Source organism: Paenibacillus sp. JMULE4 (assembly GCF_013337105.1).
Lineage (GTDB): Bacteria > Bacillota > Bacilli > Paenibacillales > NBRC-103111 > Paenibacillus_G > Paenibacillus_G naphthalenovorans.
The window spans coordinates 509,820-523,749 of sequence record NZ_SGWF01000010.1; the positions used below are offsets into that span (position 1 = coordinate 509,820).

The 13,930-nt window shown below is 52.2% G+C and carries 16 protein-coding genes; 3 read left to right on the top strand and 13 right to left on the bottom strand.

The annotated features are described in order from the left end of the window. Nucleotides 1–130: 130 nt before the first annotated feature. Entirely contained in the window at nucleotides 131–400 is a 270-nt protein-coding gene (locus EXW96_RS04750; protein ID WP_054818248.1) for a hypothetical protein, read from the bottom strand. A 117-nt stretch (nucleotides 401–517) separates the two neighbouring features. After that, on the bottom strand, nucleotides 518–1,696 hold the full coding sequence (gene purT / locus EXW96_RS04755) for a formate-dependent phosphoribosylglycinamide formyltransferase (protein ID WP_174350004.1): 1,179 nt from the start codon (nucleotides 1,694–1,696) through the stop codon (nucleotides 518–520). 178 nt (nucleotides 1,697–1,874) lie between these two features. On the opposite strand from purT, the gene EXW96_RS04760 reads away from it, so the two are divergent. Beyond that, a complete protein-coding gene (locus tag EXW96_RS04760) occupies nucleotides 1,875–2,210 on the top strand; it encodes a winged helix-turn-helix transcriptional regulator (RefSeq protein WP_054818247.1) in 336 nt (111 codons plus the stop codon). A 115-nt stretch (nucleotides 2,211–2,325) separates the two neighbouring features. Here the strand turns inward: EXW96_RS04760 and EXW96_RS04765 are convergent, their stop codons facing one another. From EXW96_RS04765 to EXW96_RS04800, 8 genes are all read right to left on the bottom strand, one after another. Further along, complete coding sequence (locus EXW96_RS04765) at nucleotides 2,326–3,063, bottom strand: YhcN/YlaJ family sporulation lipoprotein (protein ID WP_054818246.1); 738 nt, start codon at nucleotides 3,061–3,063, stop codon at nucleotides 2,326–2,328. A gap of 76 nt (nucleotides 3,064–3,139) precedes the next feature. Then, entirely contained in the window at nucleotides 3,140–3,640 is a 501-nt protein-coding gene (locus EXW96_RS04770; RefSeq protein ID WP_174350005.1) for a hypothetical protein, read from the bottom strand. Between the two features lie 24 nt (nucleotides 3,641–3,664). Further along, a complete protein-coding gene (locus EXW96_RS04775; RefSeq protein ID WP_062408708.1) occupies nucleotides 3,665–4,315 on the bottom strand; it encodes a trimeric intracellular cation channel family protein in 651 nt (216 codons plus the stop codon). A 6-nt stretch (nucleotides 4,316–4,321) separates the two neighbouring features. Continuing rightward, nucleotides 4,322–5,401: a Gfo/Idh/MocA family protein gene (locus EXW96_RS04780; protein ID WP_174350077.1), complete on the bottom strand. Its 1,080-nt coding sequence runs from the start codon at nucleotides 5,399–5,401 to the stop codon at nucleotides 4,322–4,324. A 138-nt stretch (nucleotides 5,402–5,539) separates the two neighbouring features. Then, nucleotides 5,540–6,199 carry a response regulator gene (locus EXW96_RS04785; protein ID WP_062408710.1) on the bottom strand — a complete coding sequence of 220 codons (660 nt, stop codon included), beginning with the start codon at nucleotides 6,197–6,199 and terminating at the stop codon, nucleotides 5,540–5,542. Continuing rightward, a complete protein-coding gene (locus tag EXW96_RS04790) occupies nucleotides 6,200–7,588 on the bottom strand; it encodes a sensor histidine kinase (protein ID WP_174350006.1) in 1,389 nt (462 codons plus the stop codon). Nucleotides 7,589–7,606: 18 nt separating this feature from the next. Further along, complete coding sequence (gene kapB, locus EXW96_RS04795; protein WP_074726889.1) at nucleotides 7,607–7,990, bottom strand: kinase-associated lipoprotein KapB; 384 nt, start codon at nucleotides 7,988–7,990, stop codon at nucleotides 7,607–7,609. A gap of 54 nt (nucleotides 7,991–8,044) precedes the next feature. After that, complete coding sequence (locus EXW96_RS04800) at nucleotides 8,045–8,389, bottom strand: thioredoxin family protein (RefSeq protein ID WP_254611212.1); 345 nt, start codon at nucleotides 8,387–8,389, stop codon at nucleotides 8,045–8,047. Between the two features lie 89 nt (nucleotides 8,390–8,478). On the opposite strand from EXW96_RS04800, the gene EXW96_RS27260 reads away from it, so the two are divergent. Next, on the top strand, nucleotides 8,479–8,676 hold the full coding sequence (locus EXW96_RS27260) for a hypothetical protein (RefSeq protein WP_074726888.1): 198 nt from the start codon (nucleotides 8,479–8,481) through the stop codon (nucleotides 8,674–8,676). A 79-nt stretch (nucleotides 8,677–8,755) separates the two neighbouring features. Here EXW96_RS27260 and EXW96_RS04810 read toward each other — a convergent pair whose 3' ends face one another. From EXW96_RS04810 to EXW96_RS04820, 3 genes are all read right to left on the bottom strand, one after another. Next, nucleotides 8,756–10,369: an ABC-F family ATP-binding cassette domain-containing protein gene (locus tag EXW96_RS04810; protein WP_062408714.1), complete on the bottom strand. Its 1,614-nt coding sequence runs from the start codon at nucleotides 10,367–10,369 to the stop codon at nucleotides 8,756–8,758. A 124-nt stretch (nucleotides 10,370–10,493) separates the two neighbouring features. Further along, nucleotides 10,494–12,413: an ABC-F family ATP-binding cassette domain-containing protein gene (locus EXW96_RS04815; protein WP_174350007.1), complete on the bottom strand. Its 1,920-nt coding sequence runs from the start codon at nucleotides 12,411–12,413 to the stop codon at nucleotides 10,494–10,496. Continuing rightward, nucleotides 12,410–13,444, bottom strand: coding sequence for a M42 family metallopeptidase (locus EXW96_RS04820; RefSeq protein ID WP_174350078.1), 1,035 nt, complete (start codon nucleotides 13,442–13,444; stop codon nucleotides 12,410–12,412). The genes EXW96_RS04815 and EXW96_RS04820 overlap by 4 nt, the downstream gene beginning before the upstream one ends. A 124-nt stretch (nucleotides 13,445–13,568) precedes the next feature. Here EXW96_RS04820 and EXW96_RS04825 point away from each other — a divergent pair, with 124 nt between their 5' ends. Beyond that, a complete protein-coding gene (locus EXW96_RS04825) occupies nucleotides 13,569–13,901 on the top strand; it encodes an ASCH domain-containing protein (RefSeq protein WP_062408716.1) in 333 nt (110 codons plus the stop codon). Nucleotides 13,902–13,930 lie beyond the last annotated feature (29 nt).

Sequence of the window (13,930 nt, forward strand, 5' to 3'; positions counted from 1 at the left end):
CCTTTCTCGTTGATGCGCAAGGCGGCTCAGACAACTAAAACCCATAAGCCTATGCGCTCATGGGTTTATATAGTCCGGTAATGGTTTGTACGGGTGCTGCCGCAAACGGTCTGCGGACGGCATGAAGTACTTATGGCATGCCTGTCAAATTCAACGCTTGCGAGGAAATATCCTCTTTAAAACGCCCCATGCAGTTGCACAAATAATCTTTACGGCAAATCGGGCAAGGCTCTTTGAGCAGACGGTTAATATGAGTAACCTTCGCGCCTCCGGAAACGTCTTGTTCGTAAATAAGACGGCAAACCGTCCGGTCCTTGAGTTGAGCTACGATTTCGAATAACCCGTTCTTCGAATTGTGACTGACGATTTTGGCATCAACGACTTGAGGATTATATGCCATCTTCAGCACCTCTTTCCTTTATGTATTAAAGCGGCAATCCGTTTGCAATATGAATCATATCGTTTTTTAACACTCTCCGTCAAGCGACCTGCCCTGTCATTCACATGAAAAGGCCCTTCACTGGTATTCGATCCTCAGGCTCGATGCCGACTCCTTAGCCTGCTTCCGCGCCTGTTCAACGGTATCGGCCGAACTGAGCGCCACGGCCATACGGCGGCCTTTCTTTGTCTCCGGTTTCCCAAATATCCGCACTTGCGAATTCGGAACCGCCAGGGCTTCCTCAAGCCCTCCGATCCGGAATGTTTCCGTCTCCCTATCCGCCTTCAAAGTATAGGAGGCTCCTGGCGTCAGAAGACGAATCGTCGGAACAGGAAAACCGAGAATCGCCCGGACGTGCAGCGCAAACTCAGACAAATCCTGCGTTACCATGGTAACCATCCCTGTATCGTGAGGACGCGGACTTACTTCACTGAAATAGACACGATCCGGAGCCAGGAACAGCTCGACACCATAAATCCCTGCCCCGCCCAGCGCATCGGTAATCGATTTTGCTATATGCTGCGCTTCCCGGATCTGCGCTTCGCTCATGGCATGCGGCTGCCAGGATTCGATGTAATCGCCATCCTTTTGAATGTGCCCTATAGGCGCACAGTACGTCGTACCGGACACCGAACGAACCGTGAGCAGGGTAATCTCCGAATCAAAATGGATAAATTCCTCCACGATGACACGCGTTTTTTTGGCACGCCCCCCTTCCATCGCGGCATTCCATGAGGCTTCTACATCATCCGGAGTGCGGCAAATGCTTTGTCCTTTCCCCGAGGAGCTCATGATCGGTTTAATGACGCATGGAGTGCCGATTTGAGCGACTGCGGCTCGCAGCTGTTCCAAATTGTCGGCAAAGGCAAATTTGGCCGTAGGCAGGCCAAGCTGTTCCGCTGCAAGTCTGCGGATTCCTTCGCGGTCCATCGTGAGTCTGGCCGCCGTTGCCGTTGGCACAACCTTGTATCCTTCCCGTTCCAAATCCACCAGCGTCGGGGTCGCGATCGCCTCGATCTCAGGAACGATCAGATCCGGCTTCTCCTGCTCGATGACCCGCCGCAGCTCTTCGCCGTCCAGCATGTTTATAACATAAGACCGATGAGCCGCCTGCATCGCCGGAGCATTGGCATACCGGTCCACGGCAATCGTTTCTACACCAAGCCGCTGCGCTTCGATCACTACCTCTTTCCCCAGCTCGCCCGAACCGAGCAGCAGCATTTTTTTGGCTTGTCCAGATAACGGTGCACCATACATGTAATCGTTCCTCCCAAAATCTTATCATTTTAATGCCTAACGCAGTTATACTGTACTTGAAATGATTTTTCAAGAAAATTTTAGAAAGCCGGCACATAAAAGCTTAAGATTATATTTTAACAACCTTACAATTGTCAAGTTAATTATGTTAAAATAGAACCAAGAAGAGGTGAAGACGATGACAGAAAACTCGCAACCTGTATGTGCCAGGCAGCAACTTTGCCCTAAATTCGAAGCCGCTTTCGAAATACTCGGAAAGCGCTGGAGCGGTCTGATTATCCGCGCTCTGCTCGAAGGACCATGCCGTTTCAAGGATATCTCCGAGATGATCCCCGGCATGAGCGACCGGATGCTTGCAGAGCGGTTCAAGGAGCTGGAGGCGGCCGGCCTGATCAGCCGAAATGTTTATCCGGAGACACCGGTAAGAATCGAATATCAGCTGACGGAAAAGGGAAAAGCGTTGGAGCCGGTAATGGATGCCGTGCAGAAGTGGGGAGAAACGTGGGTCAAGTGACCCCGTTTCCATCCTGTTGATATTAAAAGTTTTTTATGTATGCCGATCACATATCGCCATTCGGATATTAAAAACTCCTGTTACCGGTTGGATTACCCGACACAGGAGTTTTTTGTCATTTCCTTGTATTCGTATCGTCTGGAAATACATATTGAACCATCGTATTAAACTCGTTCATATAATCCGTAAACGTGCCGCGCTCTTGCTCCTCTTTGGCGTATAGGCGGATCCGCTGCACGAAATTCGGATTGGCCGACACGTATACCTGATCAATATTTGTCGGGGCATGCTGCAGCACCAGCTTTCGGATTTCATCCGACAAGCTTGTCGATAAGCCGCCGTTCTCCGTCCAGGAATACTGGTTCGGACCTCGCTCTGAAGCAAATATGCCTACGCCGCCTGCAGGTGTAATCCGGTATTTCATCATGTCGGGCGAAGCTTCTGAATCCGGATTATGGCCTTCCATGACGACCGCTACATAACCGTTCACTTCGGTAAGCAGCACCTGCGCTTCCTGAATTCCGGGCAAGCTTTTCACCCTCTCCGCCAACTGCGGGTCGAAACCGGCCGTATTCGTCAAATGAGGGTTGGTCATATCGAGCTGCTCACGTCCGCTGTACTCCGTACCCTTACGATTCTGCTGCTCATCCACCCAGCGCTGCTTTACACCGAGGGACGGGTCCTCGTTGTTTCGCGAATCCCGGTCGAAGAGCGCCTGCTGGCGGTAATCCTCCATGCCTCCTCCAGGACGGCTGGCCTCGGGCTTGTTTCCTGCACACGCGCCGAGAAGCAGCAAACAGACTGCCGCGGAGAAAAGGAATAACGGGCGCTTCCGGTTTATGCTTATGTTCATCCTTCGATCGTCCCTCCTGTTGCTTGTCTTGATCGACTCACGCTTAGGATGAATCACTGTCCGGAAAATATGCGCATTATTCCTTTTTTTCTCCGTCATCCTTATTCAGCTTGTCCAGAAGCTTCCGCACGCTATCCTCAGAAAGATCCCCCTCCGCCTTGAATTTGGCGAGCTGCTGCGCGATCTCCAGTCCCAGCGCCTCATGCTCCTCTTCTTCCGCGGCATAAGAGGGATCAAACCAAACATAATCGCCCTCCGGTCCATTCCTCAAAAAAGGTTTATCCCAATGGTTGGGATAATCGTACGGCTGCTCTCCAAACAACAGACCGAGCACATCATCGCTGGTGAGGGGCATCAATTGATGAAAAACTTCTTCCTGCCCCGAATCCGGCCCGACGGCTTTGAAATTCCGGTGCAGATAAGCATAGTGCAAATAATGCTCTCCGGTTTCTTTATCTTTTGCAATTTCATACATTTCATGTTCAAGCTCTTTTAAGGAACGAACGGTCTTCAAGCGCTCTCCAAGCACTTGGGAAGGCACACGTTTCCACTCCGTCCAAGATCCGCCCAAAGTCATATTGAATCCAAGCTCCTTTACGCTTTATGAAATCTTATCATCCCATCGTTCCGGCGAAAGCCGCAGCGAGCGCCGGGGCAGCCGCCATTTGAAAGTCACCGAAAGCATGCGTAAGGTGACAATGAGCGCGAACAAAAATAACAAAGGCCAGGAGCCTTGAAACCATCCCATACCAATGACAAGACCGGCAAGCATGCCCCATACGGCATAGATCTCATCGCGCAGCACCAGCGGCTTCCGGCCGGCCAGCACATCGCGAATGATGCCCCCTCCGATTCCGGTCAGCATCGCAGCCACAATGACGGCGCTGAGAGGCACATTCATCTGCGTCGCATACAAAGCGCCCTGAATGGAAAACGCAGCCAAGCCGATGGCATCGAAAAGCGACTCCCAGGTTTTCCATCGCCGGATCCAGCTTACAGGCACGATAAAAACGAGAAATGCGGCAAATAACGCGATTTTTAAAAAAAAGCCCTGGTTCCATAACGTCGTAACCGGAATTCCGATCAGCACATTGCGGACGACGCCGCCGCCAAAAGCCGTCACAAAAGCCAAAACGAATACGCCAAGCATGTCGTACTCCTCTTCCATGGCTACTACCGCGCCAGAAATGGCAAACGCAATCGTACCGATCAGGCTGAATAGTTGTAAATGAAGCTCCATCAGTTCACTCATGAGTCATTAATCCAGATTCCAGTCCAAAGTAATGACATTGCCCGTGCGCGACGATTCATAGATGGCTTCCAGCACCAGGCTGTTCGTTAACCCTGACATCGCTGAGGCGATCGGCTCGCGGTTATTGCGGATGGATTCAATAAAATGACGGCTCATCCTGACTCTTGGACCTTCGTCATCCTGCGGCGCCGTCAGTTCGACATCGGCGGTACGGTCAAAGAGCTCGCTATGCAGTACGCCCTTGCCGCCGCGCAGTGAGGCTCCGCCTTCCGAACCCATTAAATAAATGTACGGGCCGTTATCCTGGAAAGTCGTGTGCGCCGCCCAGCTTACGTCCAGTGTCTGCGTGCTGCCGTTGTCCAGCTTGATCAAGGCCGTAGCCAAGTCCTCCACATCATAGAAGCCGTCCCAGTCCGGCTTGCCCCAGGTGCCGATGCCTCTCTTCTTCGGTCCAAACTCCGCATAAGTCGTACCGAACACGGAGACCGGCTTCGGACTGCCCATGAAATGGAGCGACAGATCCAGCATATGAACGCCCAAATCAATCAGCGGTCCGCCGCCTGCTTTGTGCATCCGGGTAAACCATGTGCCCCAGCCTGGAATGCCTTTGCGGCGCATCCAGCCCGCTTTGACATTGTAGATGTTTCCCAATGCGCCCTTGTCAATTTGCTCTTTCACCTGCATATTTAACGAATCCCAACGCATTTGATGGGACATCATCAGCACTTTGCCGGACTTGAGGTACGTCTTCATGATTTCTTTAGCCGAAGCGGCGTTAATCGCCATAGGCTTCTCCAGCAGCACATGTTTGCCGGCTTGCAGGGCATCGATAGCTATCGGAGCATGAGACTCATTCGGTACGGCGATAATTACCGCATCGATGCTGGAATCCTGCAGCAGTTCCTGATATGTATTATAAATTTTCGGAATGTTGTATTGCTTGGCCCGTTCGATCGCCATAGGCTGGTAAGCGTCCGTGACCGCGACGATCTGCGCTTCGGAAACTTTACCGAACTCTTGAAGATGGACATTTCCGATTCCTCCGGCACCGATGATGCCGATTTGAATTTTATCATTTGTACTCATCACTTGCGTTTTCCTCCGTTTGCCGTGTTGTTGCATCCAAACTGTACCTACTATATCATATACCGGGCGGAAAAGGTAATTGAAAAAACGGCTTCCTCCGGGCTCTTTTCCCCTCGTCAGCCGCTTCCTTGAGACGGACTACAAAATGCCCATATCCTTGGCCTTTTGCGCCGCTTCTTTACTGCTTTTGCCCCCGAGCTTTTTAAGAATATTGCCGACATGAACCTTAACGGTTCGTATGGAGATCACAAATTTGTCGGCGATTTGCGTCTGGGTGTGCCCTTTATCGATCAAATCGAGCACCTGAATTTCAGTCGGTGTAAGCAAATTTTTCAGTTCTTTGGCCCGCATCTCCTTTTCCAACTGCTTGAGGCGCCGGAATTCTTCGCGCATTTGTGCGGCTACGCTGGGGTGAATAGCGCTTCGGTTGGCATAAGCGCTGCGAATGGCCTGCGGGATTTCGGTGAAATTGGATTTGACCATGTAATCCACGGCCCCGGCTTTGAACGCGTCGAAAATCAATTCCTTATCCTCCATGGAAGAAAGCATAATGACGCGCGCGCCGCTGCACTTGACGATTTCCGCAGCAGCCCAAATCCCTTCCGGACTATCAGACATCATAATGTCCATTAAAACAACGTCCGCTTCCGTCTTCTCCAGCAGCTCCACCGCCGCTTTCCCGGAAGAAGCGTGACCGACCAGCCTGATATCCGGTTCCTTTTGCAGGTAGCTTTGCAGCCCGCGCAGCCAGTCAGGATCGTCCTCTACGATCACGACGCGAATCCCGCTCTGCTCCATTTAACCCAACTCCCTTTCCGCCGCAAGCGGTTTCCGTTTCGGAAACTGCATGAACACACTAGTTCCTTGACCCGGTTTGCTGTGAATGCTAATCGTTCCTTTGTGCTTTTGAACTATATTATAACAGTATGACAGACCTAATCCGAAGTTCATGTTTTTCCCTTTTTTGGTAGAGTAAAACGGATCGAACACCCGTTTTAGCTGATGTTTTTCCATGCCTGGTCCGGTATCCTTGATTTCCGCGACGATTTTTCGCTTTGTTTCCGTCAATCTGACCGTTAACCGTCCGCCGCCGGGCATCGCTTCCATCGCATTGGTCAGCACGTTCGTCCAAACCTCTGCAAGCAGCACCCGGTCAGCCGACATGATGCCGTTATACGTATATTGTTCAATCACTTCAATGCCCGCAAGCTCCGGCGACAGCATGCGCAGGCACTGCCGCATGAGTTCCGCCGGACGAACCTCCTCAAGCTTAAGCTCTACTTCTTGGGTCTGTCCATGTATGCGATATATCATGTCATAAATATGCTGCGATGCCTGTAAAATGACTTCAACATCCTGAATGATCCGAGAAGAATCCGCCTGCCCGGACACGGCTTCCGATTTGATCTTATCGCCAAACAGCCTGATTTTGCCCACATCATTTTTGATCGCATGGTTCAGAATGGATGTTCCCGAGGTGATCGCACGAAGCGTATAATCGAGCTTTTGGTTTTGGATAGAGATCTGAAGTCCCATAAATCCGTAACGGAAGCTGGAGACGATGATGACGGCTAAAGTAAACGCAATGGCCCAGGCATTGTAACGCCACCATTCGTACGTTTCAAAGAAATGCGGCAGCAAATAAAGCGTAAACAGCGCAAAAAACAATGCAGGCGCCGCTGCCGCCGTCGTCATCATCCGGCTGCGCCGTAGAAATGAATTGCGTTCCTTCAGCGTGGCTGCCACAAGCAGCCCAATGCCAGTTAAAATATACGGAGCTGCCCATAGGGTCACGTAACTATAAGGAATAGGCTCGTTCGGCTTCGGCTCGAAAGCCAAAGAGAGCAGAACCGGAACAAGAAGCAGCCAGGGGATATAGCGTCTTTTGGTCCACAACGAGTAACCCGGATAATAAACGACGGCAAACATCAGGAACGTGTAGGGCAAACCGTAGTAACAAATACGCGAACAAACCGTCTCCACGATGGGAAGCAACTCCGCCAGCAGTTCCGTCATCCAGCCGCGGCCGGCCAAATAAGGTATAAGCTGATCCCCGATGACGGCGGCCATTCCGCCGGACCCTCCGGTAAATGCGATGCTGCTGATCCACCGTGTCGTCTGCCGCTTCGGGTCGGTTACGATCAGGAGCAGGCCGATCGACCATAGTCCGATGACTACAAACAGCATAGCTGACACACTTCCGTCCTAATTATATTCTCCTTTCAAAAGCTCCAATTCATGGAGGCAGCGCTCGGCCCAGCGAATCATCCGCCGCAGTTCTTCCTCCTGCCGCTGCAGGGCACTGTGCAGTGACTCTTTGTAATCCGGCACCGGGCCGCTATAAGGCCGAACCGTATTTAACGGCATCAGCGCGATTTCCTGATATGCAAGCGCACGCCTCTGATGAAAGAACGCCACGTCGGGGTCCATATTCGTGTGCAAATCGCCCTGTGTCGGATGTTTGACTACAGCTAAAATTTTCACCGCAGCTTTGGCGTTGGAGGTCTGCTCCACCACTTCACCGATATATTCGCCGGTTTTGTAGGAAGCTCTGACCCGCGTGCCCGGTTCATAAGCGAATGATTCCATATTTTAGGATCGTCTCCTTTTGAAGGATGATAGGTTGGATTGATCTTCAAATCTTCAAGACCGATCGGTTACTTTGCCGCTCTCGTCCAGCATCCACAGGCGAAGCTCTTGTACGCTTCCCAGGCGGTACAGAAGCGCGGCGGGATTTCCGTCCTCGATCCGGACGAGACAAGGGACACTCTCAATTTGCCAACCGTGAGCCAGTCCCGGGGCATAGTTGATATTGCAGAGGCCGACAGGAATGTCCGGGTGCATGGCCGCGATGACTTCAAGCATGCGCATGCCTACCTTGCAAGTCCCGCACAGTGGCGTATAAAAATAGATAAAGCGAATATCCTGCTTCGCCGCTTTACCGCCCGATCGTTTCAACAGTTGCTTCTCGGTCCATTCCGGCAGCATCGTCTGCTCCCCCATCTTTTTTACATGTTGCTTCCTTGTGTACTAATCTATTAGAATGTAGCTATATATGACAAGGGCAGGTGTGAAAGATGTCAGACTCCACGAACATAAACGAGCCGCGCAAGATCAGCTTGGCTGATGCCATTAAAAACAAGCTCGCGCAGAAAAAACAAGGGCAGCACGAAGCCAGGGCAAACGCCCAACAGCGGGCAGGCAGCGATGCGGTCATGCGCAGCCAGAACAATAAAAAGCCAAACAACCAAAGGCGCCGTACCGGCGGGAGCTAGTCTTGCGCTCCGCAGCCGTATGGGAAAGAAGGATGAGCACCGCTTGATCGGCGGCAGCTCATCCTTTTTCCTGTTTCCGTTATGCGTACAGCGCTTCACGCTGCTTCTTGATCTCTTCATTCTCCAAGTATTCATCATATGTGATGCTCTTGTCGATCAAACCGTTCGGAGTAATTTCGATAATCCGGTTGGCAATGGTTTGCACGAATTGATGGTCATGAGAAACGAAAAGAATCGTTCCGTCGAAGTCGATTAATCCGTTGTTGAGCGCCGTGATAGATTCCAGATCCAAGTGGTTTGTCGGCTCATCCAGAATCAGCACATTGCCGCCGCTCATCATCATTTTGGAAAGCATGCAGCGCACCTTCTCGCCCCCGGACAGCACGCTCGCCTTCTTTAATGCTTCTTCGCCGGAGAACAGCATGCGTCCAAGGAACCCGCGGATGTACGATTCATCCTGCTCCTTGGAGTATTGGCGCAGCCAATCGACCAGGTTCAAGTCCGTATCGAAATAAGCGGAGTTGTCTTTCGGGAAATACGCTTGCGAAGTCGTTATGCCCCAGCTGAATTCGCCCGAATCCGCTTCAATTTCGCCCATCAGAATTTGGAAGAGCGTGGTCTTGGCAATGCCGTTCGGTCCAACGAAAGCGATCTTATCGCCTTTATTGACCGTAAAGCTGATATTGTTCAACACCTGCTGCCCGTCGATCGTTTTATTGATCCGATCAACGGTAAGCAGCTGCTTGCCCGCTTCACGCTCCGGCGTGAATTTGATGAACGGGTACTTCCTTGTGGACGGTTTAATATCCTCGAGCTGCAGCTTCTCAAGCATTTTCTTACGGGAGGTCGCCTGCTTCGATTTGGACGCGTTTGCGCTAAAACGACGAATGAACTCCTCAAGCTCCTTGCGCTTCTCTTCCGTCTTCTTGTTCTGCTCTCTGACAAGCTTCAAGGCAAGCTGACTCGATTCGTACCAGAAATCGTAGTTACCGACATAAAGCTGGATTTTACCGAAATCGATGTCGGCAATATGCGTACATACCTGATTCAAAAAATGGCGGTCATGGGATACAACAATGACCGTCCCTTCGAATTTGGCCAGGAAATTCTCCAGCCAATTGATGGATTCGATATCCAAATGGTTCGTCGGCTCGTCAAGCAGCAGGATGTTCGGATTTCCGAACAGGGCTTGAGCCAGCAAAACACGTACTTTCTGATTGCCGTCCAGCTCTTTCATTTTCAGATCATGCAGATCTTTGGGAATACCGAGCCCGATCAAAAGCTCGGCCGCATCGGATTCCGCTTGCCAGCCGTCCAGATCCTGAAACTCGCCTTCCAGCTCCGCGGCGCGCATCCCGTCCTCCTCGGAAAAATCGGGCTTGGCGTACAAAGCGTCCTTTTCCTCCATAATCTGAAACAACCGCGCATGGCCCATAATGACGGTTTTGAGCACTTCCACTTCTTCATATTCAAAATGGTTCTGCTTCAGCACGGCCAGCCGTTCGCCCGGAGTAATGCTTACTTCGCCTTTATTCGGCTCCAGCTCGCCGGACAAAATTTTTAAAAAGGTCGATTTACCGGCACCGTTAGCGCCGATTAAGCCATAGCAGTTTCCCGGTGTAAATTTGATGTTGACATCCTCGAATAAAGCTCGTTTTCCGTATCTCAAGGTGACGTTCGTAACGGTAATCATATGATAAAAAACCTACTTTCCAAATAGACTGAAGTATCCCTTAAAAGATGACAGCTTCCAAATTTATATTATAGCACAAGTTGCATACGGTTCCCAATACGTGTAAGTTTTTTTACGCTTCGGTCTATTTGTTCCGTGCAATCGTTTCTACAAGCTCGGACAGCTCCGCCCAGCGGTCCATGGTCTGCTCCAGCTTGACGGTAAGCTCCTGCTCCTCGCGGTACAGCTCCTGCACCTTGCCGTAATCGCTCCCGGCCTTTTCAATTTCCTGTCTAACGTGCGCCAAACGCTCCTCCAGCCCGGCGATAATGCCTTCGATTTCGTCCCATTCTTTCTGTTCCTTGTAAGAAAGCTTCCGGGGACGGTTCGGCTCGCGCTTATCATTGGCGGCAGCTTCAGAAGCCTCGGCCGGCTTCGATTCCCGTTTCTCCGCTTCAGCTTGCTTCGTCAGCCGGACGGACTCCATGTACTCCGTGTAGTTTCCGTAAAACCTGGTAACCCGTCCTTCCCCTTCGAACACAAACAAGTGATCGGCCGTCCGGTCCAGAAAATACCGGTCATGGGATACGGTGATGACAACACCGGGAAAATCCTCCAGGTACTCCTCAAGAATCGTAAGCGTCTGAATATCGAGATCATTGGTCGGTTCGTCCAGCAGCAGCACGTTCGGCTCTCCCATCAATGTGCGAAGCAGGTAGAGCCTGCGCTTTTCTCCGCCCGACAGCTTCCCGATCGGCGTCCATTGCTGAGCAGGGGTAAACAGGAAGCGCTCAAGCATCTGCGCTGCGGTCACCGTGTCGCCGCTTGCCGTGCGTACGACCTCCGCCGCCTCCTTGATGTAGTCGATGGCGCGCTGCTTCTCATCCATTTCCACGCTCTCCTGCGTATAATACGCCAGCTTCACCGTCGTCCCTGTGACGATGGCGCCCTCATCAGGTTTCAGACGCCCGGCCAGCATATTCAAGAACGTCGACTTCCCGCTGCCATTCGGTCCGATAATGCCGATACGGTCTTCCGGAAGCACGATATAGCTGAAATCCCTGATTAATGTCCGGCTTCCGATTGATTTGGTGACGTTCTCCAGCTCCATTATTTTTTTGCCGAGACGGCTTGCGCCGAGCGAAATATCCAGGTTCGCCGCCGGTCCGTCCGTTTTGCGGTCGCGCAGCTCGATAACGCGATCCACACGCGCCTTTTGCTTCGTCGTTCTGGCCTTCGCTCCCCGGCGCAGCCAGGCCAACTCGCGGCGCAGCAGATTTTGACGCTTATCCTCTTCCGCCGCTTCCCGCTCAAGCCGGTCCGCTTTCTTCTCCAGGAACGATGCATAATTGCCTTCATAGCTGTAAAGCTTGCCCCGGTCGAGCTCAAAGATCCGGTTCGTCACGCGATCCAGAAAATATCTGTCATGCGTAACCAGCAGCAATGCTCCCTCCCATTTTGCCAGGAAATCCTCCAGCCATTCCACCGTTTCGTGGTCGATATGGTTGGTGGGCTCATCCAGAATAAGTAAATCCGCCGGTTGGATGAGCACTCGCGCCATTGCCACGCGCTTGCGCTGTCCTCCGGAAAGCGTACCGACCTTTTGGCCGAAGTCGCGGATACCGAGCTTGGTCAGCACGGTCTTCGCCGTTGTAGACGCATCCCATGCTCCTGTGGCATCCATTCGCTGCTGTGCGGCAAACAGCTTGGCCTGCCGCTTTTCATCCTCCGGAGCCAGCTGCAGCTCGGCAAGCGCCCGTTCATATTCCCGGAGCGCCTGCATGATCGGAGTGTCACCGAAAAACACTTGTTCGAGCACCGTAGAATCCGGATCGAATGAAGGATTTTGCGGCAGATACTCGACATGGAAATGATTGGCATGAATCAGCTTGCCCTGCTCCAATGGTTCCAGTCCGGCCATCACCTTGAGCAGCGTTGACTTGCCGGTGCCGTTCACGCCGACAAGACCGATCCGCTCCTTTTCATTGATCTGGAATGTCATATCGTCAAAAAGTACTTTTTCACCATAGCTTTTGGATAAATGTTCAACCGTCAATATGTTCACGAGGCTCCTCGCTCCTTCGCAATAGAATACGGTTCTGCGGGCTCCGTCACGTATGCGGCGAGCAGGGCCGTTGTCTGTACGATCGCTTCGACGTGCGTCCGTTCCATCGCGTGGGAGGCGTGCACCCCCGGTCCGATCAGCGCCGCCCGAATGTTGCCGCCAGCTCGAAGCGCTGCGGAAGCGTCCGATCCGTAATGCGGATAGATGTCTACGGCATGCTTCAGTCCATCGCGTTTTGCCAACTCGATCAGTCTGGTGGTCATCGCGTAATCGTATGGACCGGAGGAATCCTTGGCGCAGATCGACACATCGAACTCCGTACAGGTCAGGTCGTCGCCGATGGCCCCCATATCGACGGCAATCATTTCTTCGATATCCTGCGGAATCCAGGCCGCCCCGTGTCCGACTTCCTCATAGGTGCTGATCAATATCTTCAGCTTGCGTGCAGGTACGACCGACTCCCGCCTGATGAGCTCAAGCAGCCCGAACAGCGCAGCCACCCCCGCTTTATCGTCGAGATGCCTCGATTTAATAAATCCGTTGGTTTTAAACTGCGTTCTCGGATCAAATGAAATAAAGTCACCGGGGGCGATGCCGAGCGCCTTTACCTCGTCCGCACTGCTTACACGTTCATCCAGACGCACTTCCATGACGGCTTCTTCCCGTTTCAGGTCACGGGCATCCGAAAAGACGTGAACCGACGGCTTATGGGTCAGGATCGTACCATCGTAGGTCCTTCCGTCACGGGTATGCACCCGGCAGTATTCATTCTCAATGGCCCCCATCATGTATCCTCCGATCAAGGTCAAACGCAGAGCGCCGTTCCCTTTGATCGATCGCACCATGGCACCGAGCGTATCGACGTGCCCGGACAGGCCGATGACCGGGTCCTCACGGCGTCCCTGCACCTCGATAATGCCGCAGCCTTTGGGGGTAAAGTCCATCGCATACCCAAGTTTATCGGCTTCCCGGGCAAGCTTGTCCATGATCTCCCCGCAGAAGCCGCTTGGACTCGGCGTTTTGAGCAGCATGTCCAGCACCTGAAGCACATAGTCTTGATTGACGTTCCATTTCAAGGTCTTCGCCCCTTTCTTGCTTCTATTTTCATTTTCGTGTAAGCTACGTTTGGACACAATGAAGGAGGTTTAATTTTACATGTCAGAAACAGCATTGCCGCCCAAAACTTGCAGCATCGACCAACTGGTGACCAAGGAAAACGACGTAGAAAAGGTGCTAAGCGGCGAAAAAACGGCGACTCGCCGAAACGGACGCTACGCCGATGTCGGCGAGATCATGGAGCTGAAAGGCCGTAAATTCGAAATCACGAAAGTATACCAGCAGTCCTTGGGCGAGTTAACGGACGAAGCCGTTCAAACCGAAGGATACCCTAATGTGGAAGCATACAAAAATTACATATTGTCCATGCATGCCGGAATGCCTTGGCTGCCTCACATGAAGGTGTGGGTTCACGAGTTCCGCGCGGTATGATATGCAAAAACAGTGTAGCCGCCTTTTCG

Coding starts and splice junctions, on each gene's coding strand:
- EXW96_RS04750 (WP_054818248.1), bottom strand. CDS start 400: ATGGCATATAATCCTCAAGTCGTTGATGCCAAAATCGTCAGTCACAAT.
- purT (WP_174350004.1), bottom strand. CDS start 1,696: ATGTATGGTGCACCGTTATCTGGACAAGCCAAAAAAATGCTGCTGCTC.
- EXW96_RS04760 (WP_054818247.1), top strand. CDS start 1,875: ATGACAGAAAACTCGCAACCTGTATGTGCCAGGCAGCAACTTTGCCCT.
- EXW96_RS04765 (WP_054818246.1), bottom strand. CDS start 3,063: ATGAACATAAGCATAAACCGGAAGCGCCCGTTATTCCTTTTCTCCGCG.
- EXW96_RS04770 (WP_174350005.1), bottom strand. CDS start 3,640: ATGACTTTGGGCGGATCTTGGACGGAGTGGAAACGTGTGCCTTCCCAA.
- EXW96_RS04775 (WP_062408708.1), bottom strand. CDS start 4,315: ATGAGTGAACTGATGGAGCTTCATTTACAACTATTCAGCCTGATCGGT.
- EXW96_RS04780 (WP_174350077.1), bottom strand. CDS start 5,401: ATGAGTACAAATGATAAAATTCAAATCGGCATCATCGGTGCCGGAGGA.
- EXW96_RS04785 (WP_062408710.1), bottom strand. CDS start 6,199: ATGGAGCAGAGCGGGATTCGCGTCGTGATCGTAGAGGACGATCCTGAC.
- EXW96_RS04790 (WP_174350006.1), bottom strand. CDS start 7,588: ATGCTGTTTGTAGTCATCGGACTATGGTCGATCGGCCTGCTCCTGATC.
- kapB (WP_074726889.1), bottom strand. CDS start 7,990: ATGGAATCATTCGCTTATGAACCGGGCACGCGGGTCAGAGCTTCCTAC.
- EXW96_RS04800 (WP_254611212.1), bottom strand. CDS start 8,389: ATGCTGCCGGAATGGACCGAGAAGCAACTGTTGAAACGATCGGGCGGT.
- EXW96_RS27260 (WP_074726888.1), top strand. CDS start 8,479: ATGTCAGACTCCACGAACATAAACGAGCCGCGCAAGATCAGCTTGGCT.
- EXW96_RS04810 (WP_062408714.1), bottom strand. CDS start 10,369: ATGATTACCGTTACGAACGTCACCTTGAGATACGGAAAACGAGCTTTA.
- EXW96_RS04820 (WP_174350078.1), bottom strand. CDS start 13,444: ATGCTGCTCAAAACGCCGAGTCCAAGCGGCTTCTGCGGGGAGATCATG.
- EXW96_RS04825 (WP_062408716.1), top strand. CDS start 13,569: ATGTCAGAAACAGCATTGCCGCCCAAAACTTGCAGCATCGACCAACTG.